This window comes from Dokdonia pacifica (assembly GCF_900188275.1).
Taxonomy (GTDB): domain Bacteria; phylum Bacteroidota; class Bacteroidia; order Flavobacteriales; family Flavobacteriaceae; genus Dokdonia; species Dokdonia pacifica.
This window is the reverse complement of sequence record NZ_FZNY01000003.1, coordinates 433,630-452,523: the sequence shown is the minus strand read 5'-3', so window position 1 is coordinate 452,523 and position 18,894 is coordinate 433,630. Positions and strand designations below refer to the sequence as shown.

14 protein-coding genes are annotated in these 18,894 nt (G+C 33.2%); 8 read left to right on the top strand and 6 right to left on the bottom strand.

Annotation, left to right across the window (positions count from 1 at the left end; all coding sequences use genetic code 11):
• The first annotated feature begins 19 nt into the window (after positions 1–19).
• The 3 genes from CHB80_RS12175 to CHB80_RS12165 all read left to right on the top strand — a co-directional run bounded on the left by CHB80_RS12175 (position 20) and on the right by CHB80_RS12165 (position 5,159).
• Positions 20–553, top strand: a complete 534-nt coding sequence (locus tag CHB80_RS12175; RefSeq protein ID WP_089371740.1) for a GNAT family N-acetyltransferase — start codon at positions 20–22, stop codon at positions 551–553.
• Positions 554–1,339 carry a class I SAM-dependent methyltransferase gene (locus CHB80_RS12170; RefSeq protein ID WP_089371739.1) on the top strand — a complete coding sequence of 262 codons (786 nt, stop codon included), beginning with the start codon at positions 554–556 and terminating at the stop codon, positions 1,337–1,339.
• A 247-nt stretch (positions 1,340–1,586) separates the two neighbouring features.
• The gene (locus tag CHB80_RS12165; RefSeq protein ID WP_089371738.1) at positions 1,587–5,159 is read left to right on the top strand and encodes a S8 family serine peptidase; all 3,573 of its coding nucleotides are present in this window, start codon (positions 1,587–1,589) and stop codon (positions 5,157–5,159) included.
• Between the two features lie 69 nt (positions 5,160–5,228).
• Here CHB80_RS12165 and CHB80_RS12160 read toward each other — a convergent pair whose 3' ends face one another.
• The 3 genes from CHB80_RS12160 to ribB form a co-directional block, all read right to left on the bottom strand.
• The gene (locus CHB80_RS12160) at positions 5,229–6,326 is read right to left on the bottom strand and encodes a COX15/CtaA family protein (protein ID WP_089371737.1); all 1,098 of its coding nucleotides are present in this window, start codon (positions 6,324–6,326) and stop codon (positions 5,229–5,231) included.
• Between the two features lie 109 nt (positions 6,327–6,435).
• A complete protein-coding gene (lpdA, locus tag CHB80_RS12155) occupies positions 6,436–7,836 on the bottom strand; it encodes a dihydrolipoyl dehydrogenase (protein WP_089371736.1) in 1,401 nt (466 codons plus the stop codon).
• A 320-nt stretch (positions 7,837–8,156) separates the two neighbouring features.
• The gene (gene ribB / locus CHB80_RS12150) at positions 8,157–9,299 is read right to left on the bottom strand and encodes a 3,4-dihydroxy-2-butanone-4-phosphate synthase (protein ID WP_089371735.1); all 1,143 of its coding nucleotides are present in this window, start codon (positions 9,297–9,299) and stop codon (positions 8,157–8,159) included.
• Between the two features lie 112 nt (positions 9,300–9,411).
• Between ribB and CHB80_RS12145 the strand changes: the two genes are divergently transcribed.
• The 5 genes from CHB80_RS12145 to CHB80_RS12125 all read left to right on the top strand — a co-directional run bounded on the left by CHB80_RS12145 (position 9,412) and on the right by CHB80_RS12125 (position 13,396).
• Positions 9,412–10,137, top strand: a complete 726-nt coding sequence (locus CHB80_RS12145) for a hypothetical protein (RefSeq protein WP_089371734.1) — start codon at positions 9,412–9,414, stop codon at positions 10,135–10,137.
• Positions 10,103–10,756: a hypothetical protein gene (locus tag CHB80_RS24620; protein ID WP_089371733.1), complete on the top strand. Its 654-nt coding sequence runs from the start codon at positions 10,103–10,105 to the stop codon at positions 10,754–10,756. Before CHB80_RS12145 ends, CHB80_RS24620 begins: the two co-directional genes overlap by 35 nt.
• Entirely contained in the window at positions 10,735–11,496 is a 762-nt protein-coding gene (locus tag CHB80_RS12135) for a sensor histidine kinase (RefSeq protein ID WP_089371732.1), read from the top strand. Before CHB80_RS24620 ends, CHB80_RS12135 begins: the two co-directional genes overlap by 22 nt.
• Positions 11,493–12,185, top strand: coding sequence for a response regulator transcription factor (locus CHB80_RS12130; RefSeq protein WP_089371731.1), 693 nt, complete (start codon positions 11,493–11,495; stop codon positions 12,183–12,185). Before CHB80_RS12135 ends, CHB80_RS12130 begins: the two co-directional genes overlap by 4 nt.
• A 257-nt stretch (positions 12,186–12,442) precedes the next feature.
• Complete coding sequence (locus tag CHB80_RS12125) at positions 12,443–13,396, top strand: PI-PLC domain-containing protein (protein ID WP_089371730.1); 954 nt, start codon at positions 12,443–12,445, stop codon at positions 13,394–13,396.
• 175 nt (positions 13,397–13,571) lie between these two features.
• Here the strand turns inward: CHB80_RS12125 and CHB80_RS12120 are convergent, their stop codons facing one another.
• From CHB80_RS12120 to CHB80_RS12110, 3 genes are read right to left on the bottom strand one after another with little or no spacing between them, the layout of a single operon-like run.
• Complete coding sequence (locus CHB80_RS12120) at positions 13,572–15,575, bottom strand: LptF/LptG family permease (RefSeq protein ID WP_089371729.1); 2,004 nt, start codon at positions 15,573–15,575, stop codon at positions 13,572–13,574.
• Between the two features lie 60 nt (positions 15,576–15,635).
• The gene (locus CHB80_RS12115) at positions 15,636–16,283 is read right to left on the bottom strand and encodes a LolA family protein (protein WP_229746844.1); all 648 of its coding nucleotides are present in this window, start codon (positions 16,281–16,283) and stop codon (positions 15,636–15,638) included.
• A complete protein-coding gene (locus CHB80_RS12110; RefSeq protein ID WP_089371728.1) occupies positions 16,276–18,762 on the bottom strand; it encodes a DNA translocase FtsK in 2,487 nt (828 codons plus the stop codon). The genes CHB80_RS12115 and CHB80_RS12110 overlap by 8 nt, the downstream gene beginning before the upstream one ends.
• Positions 18,763–18,894 lie beyond the last annotated feature (132 nt).

The window sequence follows — 18,894 nt, the reverse complement described above, 5'->3', positions numbered from 1 at the left end:
ATCATAAAGAAGCATGCGTATGTCATTTGATTTTAATAATTATCAGTTTACACTCTTGTCCATAGAAGATGACACGTCTTTTTTTAAACTGATAAATGAAAATAAGGAGCGATTAAAAGACTTTTTTGCTGGAACAGTTTCAAAAACAACAACATTAGAAGCTACAAAGCATTATTGCAAGCAAATAGAAATACGCATAGAAGAGCGCACATACTTTCCATATCTTATTAAAGAAAAAACATCTCAAAAACTCATTGGATTTATAGATATAAAGAATATAGATTGGGAAGTTCCTAAAGCAGAATTAGGTGCTTTCATAGATAAGAACTATGAAGGTAAGGGTATCATTACGCATCACCTTACTCATCTTATAGATACTATTGTACAAAGACATGGGTTTAAAAAATTATTATGCAGAATTGCTAAAGAAAACAAACGAAGTATTCAGGTTGCAATTGCATGTGGTTTTCTATATGAGGGTACTATTAAGCGCGATTATCGTACTACAGATGGACGGTTAATTGATTTAAATTATTATGGAAAGTTGTTTTAAATGAAAGCAACGTATGATACTATAGGAACAACATATAATCTCACTAGGAAGGCAGATCCTTACCTTACTGAACGTCTCATATATCATTTACAACCTCAAGTACATAATCTATACTTAGATATTGGATGCGGATCTGGAAATTACACGCATCAACTTCAAAGAAGAGGTTTTACTTGTATAGGTATTGATCCATCTACAACAATGCTAGAAAAAGCAAAACAAAAAAATGCTTCTATAGATTGGAGAATGGGAACAGCAGAAAACACAGGATTGCCTACTGAGAGTATACAGGGTGTTACCGCTTTTTTAACGATACATCATTGGACAGATATTACTCAAGGGATGAAAGAGTTATCTAGAGTATTACAAAAAAAAGGACGCATTGTTATTTTTACTTCTACTCCTTTACAGATGAAAAACTATTGGTTACACCATTATTTTCCTAAAATGCTTGCTGACTCTATCACACAAATGCCCACTTTAACTTCCATTACAAAGGCAATGAAAAATGCAGGTATAGAAATAGTAACAACAGCTCCATATTTTATTCAACCAGATTTACAAGATCAATTTCTATACTGTGGTAAACACGATCCTACATTATATTTTAATCAACATATAAGAAATGGTATTTCATCTTTTTCTTCTTTAGCAAATAAAGAAGAAGTACTACAAGGACTCAAAAATCTTAAAAAGGATATTAGGCATACATATATTGATAATATAATTTCTTCATACAAAAATAATTTAGGCGATTATTTATTTATCGTTGGTAGGAAAAAATAGCATATTAGCATTTAATTAGGTATTATTATCATTTTATTAGCTATTATTACTATTATTTTTACAACAAACAAATATTTAGAATGTACACAATACCATATAAGTAAATTACAATCTTTTTTGGGGTTTTGGCTTTAAAAAGCTGATTCTATGAGATTTTATATGGAAATTATTATCGGCGATTACTGATTACTAACGATTTTCCGATTTAACTAATTACATTTGAGATATCATCAATTTATGAATTACTATGAAAAAAATTACATTACTATTTTTGATTTTTGTATTTACAAAATCATTTGCTCAAAATGAGTACACTATTAATTTTCAAAATGAATCCATTAATTTAACTGAAAACATCGATTCTTTTCAGTGGGATCAATTAAATCCTACAACTAGAATTCAGCAAGGTTTTTATACGTGGATTCAATTTTATCAAACTCCTACAAAAAGTGTACAAGATCTTATTAAGGCTAATAGAGTAGATTTACTAGAATATATAGGTAACAGAACATACCTAGCTTTTATTCCTGAAACTACTAGCACTTCATTTCTTGGCGCACAAGGAGTAAGAAGTATTGCTCCTGTATTAGGAGAATATAAATTATCACCAGATCTCAAATTCGGCAATATTGGCGATTGGGCTATTGTAGGTGATCGTATTTTAGTTACACTTCAATTCCATGATGCTGTAACAGCTGATTATGTTATTTCTGACTTAGCAAATAAGCAGATTACAGTATCTCAACAATGGAGAGGTGCTAGAAATATTGAGCTTGAGATTCCAAATAATTGTCTTGAGGAATTATCTGCATTACCATATGTAAAATGGGTAGAAGTTATTAATGCTCCTGCTACAAAAGAAGATGTTTTTGGTAGATCTCTTCACAGAGCTTCAGGTTTAGATACACAAACACCAACAGGTAGAAACTATACTGGAGAAGGCATTGGTGTTTTGGTACGTGACGATGGTATTGTAGGACCACATATTGATTTCCAAGATAGAATAGATAACTCTTTGACAGCTGGTTCAGGTCAAACACATGGAGATGGTGTTGCTGGTATTATGGCTGGAGCTGGAAATTTAAATCCTAGAAATAGAGGAATGGCAGCTGGATCAAATGTTTTTGTGGCAACTTATGTACCTAGCCATCTAGATGCTGCTACGACATCACTTATCAATGATGGTAGTGTACAAATCACTAATTCATCATATTCAGATGGTTGTAATGCAGGTTATACTACAGTTACACAAACGGTAGATACTCAAATTAATAATATTCCTAGTTTATTACACGTATTTTCTGCAGGAAATTCAAATAATAATAATTGTGGTTATGGAGCTGGTACTCAATGGGGAAATATCACAGGAGGACATAAGCAAGGGAAAAACGTTATCGCTACGGCTAATGTATTTTTCGATGGTTCATTAGTGAACTCTAGTAGTAGAGGTCCTGCTCATGATGGGCGTATTAAACCAGACATTGCTGCAAATGGTCAAAACCAAATCTCTACAGGAGAAAACAATTCTTATTTTTCTTTTGGAGGAACTTCTGGAGCAGCTCCTGGTATTGCAGGGATTTCAGCACAATTATATCAAGCCTACGGAGAACTAAATGGTGGAGAACTTCCAAATTCTGCATTAATTAAAGCTACTCTTTTAAATACTGCAAATGAAGCAGGTAATGTAGGACCTGATTTTAGATTTGGATGGGGTATTGTAAACGGTTTACGTGCTGCAAAACTGTTAGAAGACGAGCGTTATCTATCTGATAATGTATCACAAGGTGAATCTAACACGCACACTATTTCTATTCCTAATGGAACTTCTCAAGTGCGATTTATGTTATATTGGAAAGATGTTGCTGCAAGCCCAGGTGCTTCAACAGCACTTGTTAATGACTTAGATCTTGTGGTTACTTCACCTGATAATACAAGTTTATTACCATGGATTCTTGATTCAACACCTAATCCAACTAATCTTAATACTCCAGCTACTACAGGTGAAGATCATCTTAATAATATGGAGCAAGTATTGATTAATAATCCAAGCGCTGGAGATTATACGCTTGATATTTCTGGGTTTAATGTTCCTGTAGGATCACAAGAATACTTTATAGTTTATGAAGTTATTGAAGATGAATTAACAGTTACATATCCTAATGAAGGTGAAAGTTTTACTCCTGGAGAACAAGAAGTAATCCATTGGGATGCAGTTAATACTACAGAAGATTTTGTTGTTGAATACTCTAATAATAATGGTGGTACTTGGAATACAATTGCTACAGTGACGGATAATTCAAACCTTTTTATCTGGAATGTACCACAAGATGTAACTGGAGAAGCTTTAGTACGAGTAACTAGTGGTGCTTTTTCTGATACAAGTGATGCAAACTTTTCTATAGCAAATCTTGTTTCAGGACTTACTATTACTCAAGCGTGTCCTACAGAAGCAACTTTTGAATGGGACGCTCTTGATGGAGCAGAGAGTTATGATTTATATATACTAGACGGTCCTTATATGGAAATCGCTGGTTCTACTTCTGGAACTTCTATTACTGTTCCAATTACAGATCCTGAAGCAGATACTTGGTATGCAGTAGCAGCTAGCAATGCAACAGAAGGATGGAATAACAGAAGAACAAATGCTATTTTATATTCAAATGGATTATTGAATTGCGTTCTTAATAATGACCTTACGGTTACAGCAATCAATAGCGATTCAGAAAATTTTTCTGGCGCATGTGGAGATCCTGATGGTGTTGTTTCTGCCACTATCCAAAATAATGGAGAAGTAGCACAAACTGATTTTGAGGTATCATACCAGTTAAGCGGAGGAGATATTGTAACTGAAATTTTTAATGGCACATTAGCAACAGGAGAAAGTGTTGACTATGATTTTACTACACTACTTACTATTACAGATTCAGGAAGCTATACCCTAACTGTCACTGCATCTAGTGATGGTGATGAATATATCGCTAATGATACTATTAGTCTTGATATGGTTATTCAAGCTACAGTACAATCAACACCGTTTGTTGAAACTTTTGAAAGTAATGGTTTTCCAGCATTAGGATGGTCTATTTCAAATCCTGATGATAGTTTTACTTGGGAAGAATCAACTAACGTAATTGGTGTTGATGGAACTCCTACTACTGTGGGATATGTAAATAATTTTCAATACAATGCAAATGGAGCTGAAGATGTTCTTACAACCATTGTATTTGATCTTACTATTAATAGCCCTGTATTGAGGTTTGAATTAGCAAAAGCACAATTTAACAATACTAATTTTATTGATGGACTGCGTGTTGAAATTTCTACAGATTGCGGTGCTACATTTACTTCTATTTACGAAAAAGAAGGTTCTGAATTGGCAACTGTCCCACCTGCAACATTTAGTTGGTTCCCAACTTCATCAAATGATTGGCGAACTGAGGAAATAAATTTAGCAGCATATCAAGGTACTGTAGGAGCTATTTTTAGAGTAATTAATGTGGGTGGCTTTGGTAATGGAACATTTATAGATGATTTTAATGTTGATACCTTACTCGCTGTAGAAGATGCTACTCAATTAGATGGTGTGTCTTTATATCCTAATCCATCATCTTCTCAAGTAACGATTGCATTACCTAGCAATAATCTAAATCAAGTGGATATAAACGTAGTAAATAATCAAGGGCAATTAATAGATACGATTAAAAATCGTGCTGCCGGAGAAAACATTCAAATGGATGTGTCAAATTATGCAGCTGGAATCTACTTTGTTACTATAAATTCAGGTAACTCAAGAACAGTCAAAAAACTAATCGTTATGTAAGCAAACGGTTATATAAATACCATAAAAAGCTCTCTATCAAAAATAGAGGGCTTTTTTATACCGTTATTTTTATCCTACAATTACTTCTTCCTTCCTTTTAAGGCTCTCTAAGAATATATAAAACTGAATTCCAAATAATAAAGAAGCCACAACTAAATGCAAAGGTTGTGTTCCAAATGGGAAATCTATATAATACATGGCAATACCTGTAATAACTTCTAAAGCTATTAGGATAAGTACCCAAACTAATAGATGGGCATGACCCAAAAGGTATTTTCTATTACGCCAGAATAAGTATACGTTAAGAAGGGTAACAAGTATAGAAAAAGATCGGTGTACATAAAACATAACTGTCGGTGGATTCAGCCATTGTCCTTTTGCTTCATATCCTAGTGCAATGACTTGCTCATCTACATACTGTCGTACTTGGGTTCCAAATGCAACTTGTACTAAGGTGAGCACACCCGCTAGTAATACTAAGTTCTTAAAAAGTGGGTCATACTTCTTTAGTTTTAACGCTTCGCTCTCCCTATGGTCGTGAATCTCAGGAGTTCGATTTCGCGAAAGCGTACTTATACTACGCTCCTTCTCTTGCGATTTATGCCATAGATATAACAATAGTGCAACAATGAGTAATGCAACAATCATATGTATGGTAATCTTAACAGGTAATAAATTAGAATCTACCACTTGTTTTCCTAACCATGCTTCAAACCCCATTAGTGGTAATACAAAGAACGACCCAAAGATGAGCCATACACGTTCTTTCCAATACCAAAATGAAAAGAGAATCATCAAAAGAATAGGAATTCCTGCAAGCACCGTTACTTGTCTATTGATGTACTCAATCCAAGTATGCCATACATTAAAAGCAGCATAATCATGCTTATCATACGTAGACCAGTTATTTTCTATATAAGTATCTCCAGATATAAAATCACTAGGAGCAATACGCAATGATTCATTTACAATAATGATCTGTCCTTCTTTATAGGCTCTATTAGCTTCCCATTGTAATTGGGTTTCTTCTGTAGGGGGAATATAGTATCCAAAACATTTAGGCCAATCGGGGCATCCCATACCACTTCCTGTCATTCTCACAACAGCTCCTGCAATGATAATTAGGTATAAAAATATGATAGAAATTTTGAGGGTTGTTCTGTACATAGGTAGTTAGATTAAAGTACAATAGGGTTCAAAAAAAATCCCGCGACAAGCGCGGGATGTATGAAATTTTATGTTTTAAGTGCGCTACACTTCTTAAAACATAGTTTCTTTAAATATGTAAAGGTCTGTCTTCTGTAGCCGCTAGTGCTGCTTCTTTTACAGCTTCTGCATAAGTAGGGTGTGCGTGACTCATTCTAGCAATATCTTCTGCACTTGCACGGAACTCCATAGCGGTAACACCTTCCGAAATAAGATCGGCAACACGTGCACCTACCATATGAACTCCTAACACCTCATCTGTAGTCTTATCTGCTAGGATTTTTACAAATCCATCTATATCACCACTCGCGCGACTACGTCCTAATGCTCGCATTGGGAATTGTCCAGATTTATAAACGACACCTGCTTCTTTTAACTGTTCTTCTGTTTTTCCAACAGAAGCTACTTCCGGCCAAGTATATACGACACCAGGGATTAAGTTATAGTTAATATGAGGTTTTTGTCCTGCTAATGTTTCTGCAACAAAAACACCTTCCTCTTCGGCTTTATGAGCAAGCATTGCTCCTTTAATGACATCTCCTATCGCATAGATATTAGACACATTGGTTTGTAAATGCTCGTTTACTTCTATTTTTCCTCGTTTGTCAGTTGGAATACCTACAGCTTCAAGATTGAGTCCTTCTGTATAAGCATGACGTCCTACGGCAACCAATACATAGTCTCCTTTAAACTCTACTTCTGCATTTTTCTTATTATTGGTTGCTTTTACAGTAATCTCATCTCCATTACGCTCTACTGCTGTTACAGCGTGAGATAATGCAAACTTCATTTTTTGTTTCTTAAGTGCTTTTTGGATTTCTTTACTTTGTGCACTATCCATCCCAGCGATAAGACGATCCATATATTCAACAACGGTTACTTCGGCACCAAGTCGTTTATATACTTGACCAAGTTCTAAGCCTATCACTCCCCCTCCTATCACAATCATATGCTTAGGAACTTCTTTAAGTTTTAAGGCTTCTGTAGAAGTGATGATACGTTCTTTATCTAAGGTTATAAATGGAAGTGTACTTGGTTTTGATCCCGTAGCAACAATGGTATTTTTTGCTTCGATCGTTTCCTTTTTCTCACCATCTATTTGGATATGTGTCGCATCTATAAAAGATCCCACACCTTGGTATACGTCAATCTTATTTTTACCCATCAGGAATTCAATCCCTTTTGTAGTCATATCAACAACACCTTGCTTACGAGCAATCATTTTTTCAAGATTGAACTTTACATCTCCCACTTCGATACCATGTTCATCAAAATGCTTGATAGCATCTTCATAATGGTGTGAAGAATCTAGTAAGGCTTTAGAAGGGATACAGCCTACATTTAAGCATGTTCCTCCTAATGTGTTATACTTTTCTATAATGGCAGTTTTCATCCCTAGTTGTGCGCAACGTATCGCTGCTACATATCCTCCAGGTCCAGAGCCTATAACGGCTACATCATATGAACTCATAAGTTTTTTTTAATATAGTCGTACAAAGGTACGAACCGTTACTTGAGTTTAAAAGTTTATGTGAGATTGTTTTTGATATCTGTGTATGCTTTCGTACTTCGACTGAGCTCTGTATAAACTTCTGCGTCACTCTGCTCCTTGAAAGCGTATACAATCCTATTCATAGTTATTAATTTTTTAAAGGTAGATCTACTTCCTTTTTCTATGCCTAATTATTCTACACAGCTAGTTTTGGTTTTAAATAGAAAAACTAAATACAAAACAAAAAGCGTATCATTCTATCCTAAGAATCATACGCTTTTCCAAACTATATGTACATTTTAATACTGAACGCGATCTACAATTTCAAGGCCATATCCTATCATACCCACACGCTTAGTACCATCGGTATTAGATAATAATTTGATTTTTGTTATAGAAAGGTCATGAAGTATTTGTGCTCCTATTCCAAAGTCTTTAGCATCCATCACAATGTTAGGCGCTTTCATAATGCCTTCTTTTTGGTTCTTTTTAAGCTCGCTTAGTCTTCCTAAGAGATTAGCGGCATTATTATCTTGATTAATAAATACAATCGCACCTTTTTCTGCTTGGTCAATAGCTCTAAACATATCATCTAGCTTCTTATCGGCATTATTAGTGAGCGTTCCAAGAATATCATTATTGATGTGTGTAGAGTTTACACGAACTAATACATGCTCATCTTTTGTCCAACTTCCCTTGGTTAATGCGATGTGCACTTGGTCATTGGTTGTTTGCTTGTATGCGCGTAATCTATAATTACCAAAACGTGTTTGTATATCAAAGTCTTCTTTTTTCTCTATCAGACTGTCATGTTCCATACGATAGGCAACAAGATCTTCTATAGAAACAATTTTAAGGTCAAATTTTTCTGCTACTTCTAGGAGCTGTGGCAATCGTGCCATCGTCCCGTCTTCATTCATGATTTCTACAATCACACCTGCTGGTTCAAATCCAGCAAGTCTTGCAAAGTCTATAGCAGCTTCTGTATGCCCCGTACGGCGTAATACACCACCTTCTTTTGCTTTTAGTGGGAAGATATGTCCTGGTCTACTTAAATCGTGTGGTTTTGTTGCTGGATCGGTAAGTGCGATGACTGTTTTTGCTCTATCACTTGCAGAAATTCCTGTGGTTACGCCTTGACCTTTTAAGTCTATAGAAACTGTAAATGCCGTTTCCATAGGATCTGTATTACTGGTTACCATCATATTTAATTGCAAATCATCACAACGATCTTCAGTAATAGGTGCACAAATCAACCCACGACCATGTGTAGCCATAAAGTTGATCATTTCTGGTGTGGCAGCACCTGCAGCAGCTACAAAATCTCCTTCATTTTCACGATCTTCATCATCTACAACAATGATCACTTTGCCTTGTCTGATATCTTCTATTGCTTCTTCAATAGTATGAAGTTGGGTGGTACGTTCTGCAGTCACTTGCATTGCTTATTATTTTGATTACAAAGATACAGCATTAGCTCTAAAAATAATTAAAACACTATTGTGTTTTAATATATTACATAAAGGCTCTATTTTAGTTTTCAAAAAATATATTATGACTCTAAAAAAAAACATAAAGAAAAACTTATTATCGTATACTAATGAATGGAAAAAATTAACGGAAACTAAGGATATTGATTCTATTATAAAATATATGAATTCAGGGTTTTCATTTTATATAACAAGAAAAGAATACAACATAATCCAGGCTAATCAGCCTGAATATGTACATTATTATTTTGCAATTAAAGATAAAGAGTTTAAAATTTTAATTATTGATAATAAAGCTGACGAAGCAGGAGATCACACTCATGTCTTTGAAAAATCATTATCTAATGAAATACAAGACCTATCATTAAATTTAATGGGTAGTAAAGATGTTACTATCTCAATGGAAGAAGCATTAAATAGGAGCTTCCGATGGAATCTTTTTTCTTATAATTGGTTAAAAGCCATGTCAGAAAAAAAATATTATAAAGACCATACAATTCCTTTGATTATAAACCCCATAAAAGACCTTGAGAATATTTTTAAAAATACCTCAGAATCATATGCATATCATTTTTTTGGCTTAAAAGAAAATAATACTAATAATGATGATGATCAATATTCTATTAACTCTATGGATAATTATATGATAGATCTAATAGTTACAAATGTTACAAGTATACACAATACGGACAATGAAGATGATTCTGCAAATGATAACTCATGTATAGGTGGAGGCTGTGCGGTAACAATCCACAATGAAAAGAAACATTCATTATTCCCAAAAGAATAAATTATTAATGAATTTAGAAGTTATAGCAAGGTTAGCACCTATTATATTATTATTAATAGGTGCTTCTTTTTTATTTTATCACAAAAAAGTAAATCCTATTTCGCTTGGAATCATCGGTTTACTTATACTAGAATGTATTGCATACATAGAAGGTGAAAATAACAAATGGATTAATTATTTTTCTGGACCTCTATACTTTGTTGTTATACATACACTATATAAAACCATTTCTTATCATTTTTTAAATAAAAAACTATACCATAAAATCTTAATATTAATATTGATAACATTAGTGATTGGATTATTAATAATTCATCAAAAACATAATAATTTTGTTTTTCATTATGTTGCTATTGTGGAGCTTATAATACTAATTTATCCTATAATTTACTTTTTAAAATTAATGCAACAAAGAATTAATTTTAATATTAAGCATTTCACTTTAAACTCAATCATTTTACTTTTTTTCTCTCTAGATATTATATTATATGTAATGATAAAGTTCCTGCTAGATTATGATTTAAACAGTTTTATATTGATTAGTTATTTTAGATACATATTAATTCAATTATTTTATATTTCTTTAATCTATTTTGGATGGAAGCTGGACAAGAAATAGAATCTATAGCTTTTTGGATGTGGTTTACCCTATTATTTGTGATAGGCCTAATAGGCTTAATCATCATTATTACTAGAATATTCTACAAAAACATCTTATTAAAAGAAAAGAAATTAAATGATAGTAAATTAGATCATCAAAAGGAACTTCTAAAAACTACCATCTTAACGCAAGAAAAAGAACGGGAGCGTATTGCGCAAGATATTCATGATGGCCTAGTTTCTAAATTAAATGTGATACGACTGTCAAAAAAGGAAGAAAAACAGGTCAATGCGCAAATTGCAGATTGTATTAAAACAGTACGTTTGATCTCTCATGATTTAATTCCTCCATTGGTTGAAGAAACACCTATAAACGATTTACTACATAAAGTAGTTACTGTTTTAGACAATGATACAAGAACACTTGAAACTCATTACAACATTTCAATACCTGAAAAACTAAGTCCAGATGCTAAATTACAGGTTATACGCATTATACAAGAAGTAACGACTAATGTATTAAAGTATGCAGACGCCACACAGGTTCGATTTTTAGTACGTAGTACAACACAACATCTTTCTATTAAAATAGAAGATAACGGTGTAGGTTTTGATCCTACACAATCACAAGGGTTAGGGCTAAAAAACATTACAGCTAGGGTACAATTATTACAAGGATCACATAAATTTAAGAATATGTCTAAAAAAGGGAGTATCTTTCTGTTTTCTATGCCTTTAGATATAACATTAACCATATGAATACCCCAATATCTCCCATAAAACTAGCTATTGTAGATGATGATAAAATCATCTCTAGTTTACTGAAGGATTATTTTACGTCAAATAGCGCTATAGATACGATCTTGATTGCAAATAGTGGTCATCAGTTTTTAGAACACATGGCTACTACTAGTGACATGCCTGATGTCATTTTATTAGATTTACAGATGAAAAATGGTACTGGTTTAGATGTTCTTGATGCCATCTCTAAAGAGCAAAAACCATTTAAAATCATTGTGATCTCTACCTATTATGATGTCAACTATATAGGGCAAATGCTCAAGCTAGGTTGTGATGCTTTTTTACCTAAAGAAGTTGATCCTAGCGAACTCATTGATATTATTTATACAGTATCTCAAAAAGGATCGTATTTTACAGAAGAACAAATACATCATATCAGAAAACAAATTTCTCCTAAAAGTCCAAAACTTCATATCCAAACCAAAAACGCGTTGTCTGAGCGAGAACTTGAAGTCTTAGGATTATTGAGTCAACAGTTAACTACCAAAGAGATTGCAGAACGTATGTTTTTATCTCCTAAAACTGTAGAGATGCATAAAAGTAATTTACTACTTAAGACAGGTACACGTAATTCTATAGGCCTTATCATATATGCAATACAACATCAATTAATCAACCCCGATTCCTTACTACTATTAGGTAATTAAAGAACTCATAAACTAACATTACACATACTACTTTGATGAGTTTAGTATGTCATTTCGCGAAAGCGTAGCCTTCTATTTTTATTTAATAATCTATCACATATCAAGTAACTGTCTATACTTAGGGAATTCCCTATTTTTTTAAGTAGGGGAATCTCCCTATGTCTATATCTAGCTTCTATAGAGATATTTACACCATCAAATTGGTGGAACCTGAAAAACCTACAATAGAGTAAGGAACAATTAAAAAATAAATAGTAATGGATATTAGTAACCCAAGTAAATGGATGTCTACAGTAAATGGAAACTTAACCTTAAAAGATATTTGTATGCCTGCATCTCATGATTCTGGAATGTATGCATTAGATATTGATGGAAAAATGATAATTTCTCCTTTTATAGCATTTCCGTTAGAAACACGATTAGGCTTAACACAAAGTAAGAGTATTAAAGAACAACTAAGACTCGGTGTTAGATATTTTGACTTTAGAGTTGAACGTCTTTGGGAGTTAACGGCATTTGGACATGTACTTAGATTTTATCATGGAGAGTCATGGTTCAAAAAAGTAAATTCTGTAAAACTAGATCAAGCGCTTGAAGACATTAAGAAATTTCTTCAAAATGAAGGGCAAGATGAAACCGTTGTCATTATGTATTCTCACTTTTATATGAATAAAGACAAAGGGACTGAACTGTTTTTTGATGATTATATTAATAAGAAAGAATATGGTAAAAACTATCAACTTTCCAGAGACGTCGTTAATGGCAGAAAACTAAATACAATCCCATTAAAAGAATTAAGAGGTAAAATTGTCTCTATAATTGATGATGGTGAAAAAGAATTTAGCTATAAAAAAATTAAAAATAATAACGTGTACAGACGATCAGAGTTTTTCTCATTATATGATAATTATGCCAATAAAACAACGTTTGAAAAAATGAGAGCTGATCAAATTGCTAAGTTTAGTGAATTAGAAAGTCCTGAAGAGTTATTCTGTCTTAATTGGACACTCACTAATAATGGGAGTATGACTTGGGATAATAAATCAGAGGCCGATAGGATCAATCCCCAAATTATACAGCCAGATGAGTTTACCAATAAAAATTTACTGCAGCCTAATAGCCATGGAAATATCGTTAATATTTTAAGTGTTGATTATGTAGACTCTTGGGCACTTGAGGTATGTGAGAAAATATTTTATAGTAAAAAATAATACAAATAGTTTATTATCATCCTGAGCTTGTTAAAGAGGTTTCGATTATTAAATAGTCAAAACTTAGATAAGCTCAGAATGATATTTTAAAGAAATATGTAGTTTACTGGAAGGTTTCAAAATGATGGTTTACATAGCTCAATTATATAATAACCAGAAATCTTTACTAGCTATTTTATCTAATCATTTGTAAACTTTCTTTCATTATTTTCTTATAGTAAAAGTGAATAAGTAAATATGCAGGAATACCAAACACAAGTATAAAAATAAATAACCATGTTGTTTGTTCTTTCTTTTTTCCTATTGTCTTATAATATCTAGAAACAGAAATAAGCGTGAGTATTAATAATACATAAAATATGACAAGAAAAGCTATTTGTGATATTTGATATGCAAGAACAATAGAAGGGGTTTTCCCTATAACCTGTGGTGCAAAAAGAGCGACTGCAAAAAGTACTATATAAACTAAATAATTGATGAGTGCATATTTGTTGTATTTCTTAAAATCTGCATAATACTTGTCGGCTTTATTATAGGTTGTATTCTCATAAAACCCTTGCACTTTAAGATTCTCTTTTGTAATCCCTAATGTATCCAATCGGTCTAATGCCCCATATCGCAATGCATCACTATAGTCATATTGCTTATAGTTTTTTACAATTTCTTTTAGTTGATTAATAGAACGTGCATCTAGTAATGCTTCTTCTTCTGCGGTTAGAGTATATTCAATTTTTTCTTCTTCTACAACTTCTTCCTTTTTCTTCTTTCCGAATATTTTTTGAAGAAATAAACGTACAGGATCTAAATCTATGAGTCCTTGGTCTGTTGTAGCTCTATAGGTGAGATAGACGCCTATGGGTAATGTGATAAACGTACTTAACCAGCTCGCTGTAAATGCAGAGATCGTTCCGTCTTCTGCACTGTTTTTTGCAAAAATTCCAATAAAGTGAAAGGTAAGAAAAAGCACCACTCCTACTACTATTGGTAGTCCTAGGCCTCCTTTACGGATAATAGCTCCTAAGGGTGCTCCCACAAAAAATAATACGATACAGCTAAATCCAAGAACATACTTTTCATGTATTGCAATCTCAAATTTATTAAGACGCTTTACATCTACTGCATGTATCTTTTTTCTTCTATCTATAGAAGTAAGAGAATTACCAATATTAGATTTTAATGATTGTAAAATAGCTACCTTATCTGTAAGGTTATAATTATCTAATAGTACTTCTTGTATTGTATCTATTACAGGAAGTTTAAAATCTTTTATAGGACTGAAATTAGCTTTTCTTATAAATGTCTCTCCAAATTCTGTTCTACTCTTATCATACTTTACAGCAAGTCCTGTTAATGATGAGTCCAACTCTTGTACATTAAGCATTTGGTATGAGTTATCAATCCCTTTTTTGTCAAGGTCTACACCTCCATTAAGCGTTCCTAAGTCAATATTAAGCGTATACGTTTCAAAATAACTCTTTGCAAAGGGTTCTCTTTTTTGCTTTTTATAATCAGATTGTTTTACCTCACTATAATAATTTCCATCAGTAAGTTTTAAAGACAATATTGGTGAGTCTAAAGAGCTAATAAGTTCTCCCTCTTTTGCTTTTATAACTGTATAATTTCCAATACGTCCGGGTTCTTTTTGATGTATGATGACATCGGTAAGGTATTGGTCTCGATCTCCATATTTATTGGCTACACGAATATTAATGTCGTCCCCTATAGCATTAAACTGTCCTGAGCGTATAATCATGGCGGGTTTTAATTTCCCGATATTATTACGCAAGTTTCTAAACTCAAATTGAGAAGCTGGAATTACATAATTTGCAAATAAGAAGGAGGTGATTCCTAAAAACACAATAAATACAATGAGACTTTTCATAGCTCTTTGCAATGAAATACCTGTTGACTTCATTGCTGCAAACTCATAATTTTCAGCAAAATTCCCAAAAGTCATAATACTTGTAAGCAATACAGAAAGTGGTAATACAAGGGTAACAAGACTAGGGGTTACAAACAGTAAGAACTTAAGAATCACACTAAAATCAAGATCTCGCCCAGCAAGTTCTTGTATATATAGCCAGACGCTTTGTAAAACAAAAATGAACATCAATATGATAAAGATGCTCAAGAATGTTTTCACGTATGTGAAAAGTATATAACGATCTAGTATTTTCATTAATTAGGAAATCGAAAACAAAAATACAATACCTTCTTCATTCCTATGGTACTACAGCTGTTATATTTTGTTAATATAATAATCTGCATACTTACTTTCATCAAACACAAATGCGTTTGCAGACATAGGTTGATTTGCCTTAAATGAGTTTACAGTTATTGTGATTTTAGTATCATTTTTCTGTACAATGATCAATCTATAGATATGCTTTGTTGTAGTATCAATGCCTAATAGCGTATGTTTTACTTCACTATTAGAATCCATAGGTGTTAACTTCACGTACTGTATAGTACGTCCATTAACTTTTTGAGTAATATCCATTTTTTGGATATATCCATCATTAAAAAAGGAGAGCATTTTAGATGGAGTAATGGCATTTTCATCCTGATCACTTACGGCACTTATCGTTACCTCTTCATCTTCAGGTACTATTGTATAAATACTTGCACCATCAAATATTTGTTTTGTTCCTAATAAATTAAGTGCGTATAAATCACCTTTTAAGACCACATTTCCCTTTGTCTCTTGATTTACCCCTTGTGCTTCATTGCTCAATGCATATTTAAAGTCGATGGCTATATTTTTATAGCTTTTTACCTTACTGTCTACTTCTTTGAGTAGTGATTGTGCTGATTGCGCTTTCGCGAAAGCGTACCCACCCACAATTAACATCATACTCATTAAAAATCGCATACTAACTTTATTCATTTCCTTCATTATTTAAAAGTTGGTCTAGAGCCATAATATCAGGTACGAGTACTTGACGTGCTTTACTACCTTCAAAGGGTCCTACTATACCTGCTGCTTCCAACTGATCTATAAGACGTCCTGCTCTATTATATCCTAGTTTGAGTTTTCGTTGTAATAAAGATGCACTTCCTTGTTGCGCTATTACCAGTACTTCGGCGGCTTCGCGGAAGAGTTTATCTCTATCACTAGCATCTATATCAAGACTCGTGCCACTTTCTTCCCCTACATATTCTGGTAAGAGATGTGCATCTGGATAAGCTTTTTGTCCTCCAATATAATCTACAATACGTTCTACTTCTGGCGTATCTACAAAGGCACATTGAATACGAACCACATCATTCCCTTGTGTGTATAACATGTCTCCACGTCCTATTAATTGATCTGCTCCAGAGGTATCCAAAATAGTACGGCTATCTATTTTTGACGTTACTCTAAAAGCAATACGCGCCGGAAAGTTTGCTTTAATAATACCTGTAATCACATTTACAGAAGGTCGTTGTGTAGCTATAATAAGATGAATTCCAATAGCACGTGCTAATTGTGCTAAACGTGCAATAGGAGTTTCTACTTCCTTACCTGAGGTCATGATCAAATCTGCAAACTCATCTACTACCAATACAATGTATGGTAAAAATTTATGACCATTATTAGGATTAAGTTTACGCGCTTTAAACTTAGCATTGTACTCTTTGATATTACGACACATAGCATTTTTAAGAAGGTCGTAACGCGCATCCATTTCAATACATAAGGAATTAAGTGTATTGATTACTTTTGAGTTATCTGTAATAATAGCTTCTTCTGTATCTGGAAGTTTTGCTAAATAATGTCTTTCTATTTTATTAAATAGGGTAAGTTCTACCTTTTTAGGATCTACAAGTACAAACTTTACCTCTGCTGGGTGTTTTTTGTATAGTAGGGAAGCAAGGATAGCATTTAATCCTACCGACTTTCCTTGTCCAGTCGCCCCAGCCATTAATAAGTGAGGCATTTTTGCTAGGTCTACGACAAAGGTTTCATTAGAAATAGTTTTACCTAATGTTAAAGGCAACTCCATTTCTGCTTCTTGAAATTTAGGAGACGCAACTGCAGATCGCATGGATACGATTCTAGGTTTTTTATTTGGCACTTCAATACCAATAGTTCCTTTTCCTGGAATAGGTGCTATAATTCGAATCCCAAGTGCACTTAAAGATAACGCAATATCATCTTCTAAGTTTTTAATCTTAGAAATACGTACGCCTGCTTCAGGTACAATTTCATATAAAGTAACAGTAGGACCAACAGTAGCCTTAATATTTGCGATGCCTATTTTATAATTGTTTAAGGTCTCAACAATTCGATTTTTATTCTCCTCTAACTCTTCTTGATTAATGGTTATACCTTGACCATTCGTATAATCTTTTAATAGATCTATAGGAGGAAACTTATAGTTTCCAAGCTCTAGTGTTGGATCAAATTCTCCAAAATCTTCTACTAGTGTATCGCTAAGATTCTTTTTTATTTCTTTTTCTTCTACTGGAGCTTTTACCTCTATATCAATATCTTCAGATGTAATAATAAGTTCCGGCTCTGGTTCCGGCGTTGTGATTTCCATAGGAGGGTCTACAACCTCATCCTTTTTCTTTTTCCCAATAGTAGGTTGGAGATTTTCTACATTCATTTCAAATGTAGATTTTGTAGTGGTAGTATCAGATGCAACATTTTCGGTCACTTCTTCTACCGGTAAAGTCGTATTTTCTACGATAGGTTGCACTTCAGATTCTTGAGTGTCTTCTATAGTTTCTTCTGTAGCTGTTAGGGTCTCTGTAAACTCATCAGATAATTGATCCTTGGTACTTTTAAAGAAGGTACCAACCTTATCTGGTGTCATCTTAAGTCGAACTACCGCATATGCTATTGCTAAAAAGGCTAAAATAAAAGCAGCTCCAATAAGTCCTAAATAGTCCTGTAGGTAATCGTTAATCTCATATCCTACGCGTCCTCCAAGAATATCATTCTGTTTATGGAAAAATCCAAAAAACACTGAAAGCCATAACATCACTAAAATACCCCAAAACCAAAATTGTCTTAATCTAGCTTTTGCATAGTCAAAGAAATAATATACTCCAGATATGGTGAGTAATGCAGCAATAATAAAAGCAGATATTCCGAATCCTTTATAAATAAAGAAATTACTCATTCCCGCACCAAAGTTATTCAACCAGTTTTTTGCTTGTACATCTCTGTCAGTAATTTCTGTGATGACACTTTGGTCTACTTTCCAAGTAAATAAATAAGAGACAAAAGAAAAGAACAAGGCTATTCCTAGAAAAAACAAAAAACTTCCTAATAAAATCTGTTGTTGTCTAGAAAGTTTAAAGTTTATAGGTTTTCTGGGCGTCTTGGTCTTAGTCTTTTTAGGTTTACTTTTAGTCGTTGTTTTCTTTTTAGCCATTAAGCTAGTGATTGGATTGTGTTGTTAGGTTAAAAATACAAATATGAAACGGAAATATAGGGGATTTGGTGTCCAATTACAGCTTTTTATAAACAGAGATATCATAAACAAGCTTAGGCCTTATGATTTATT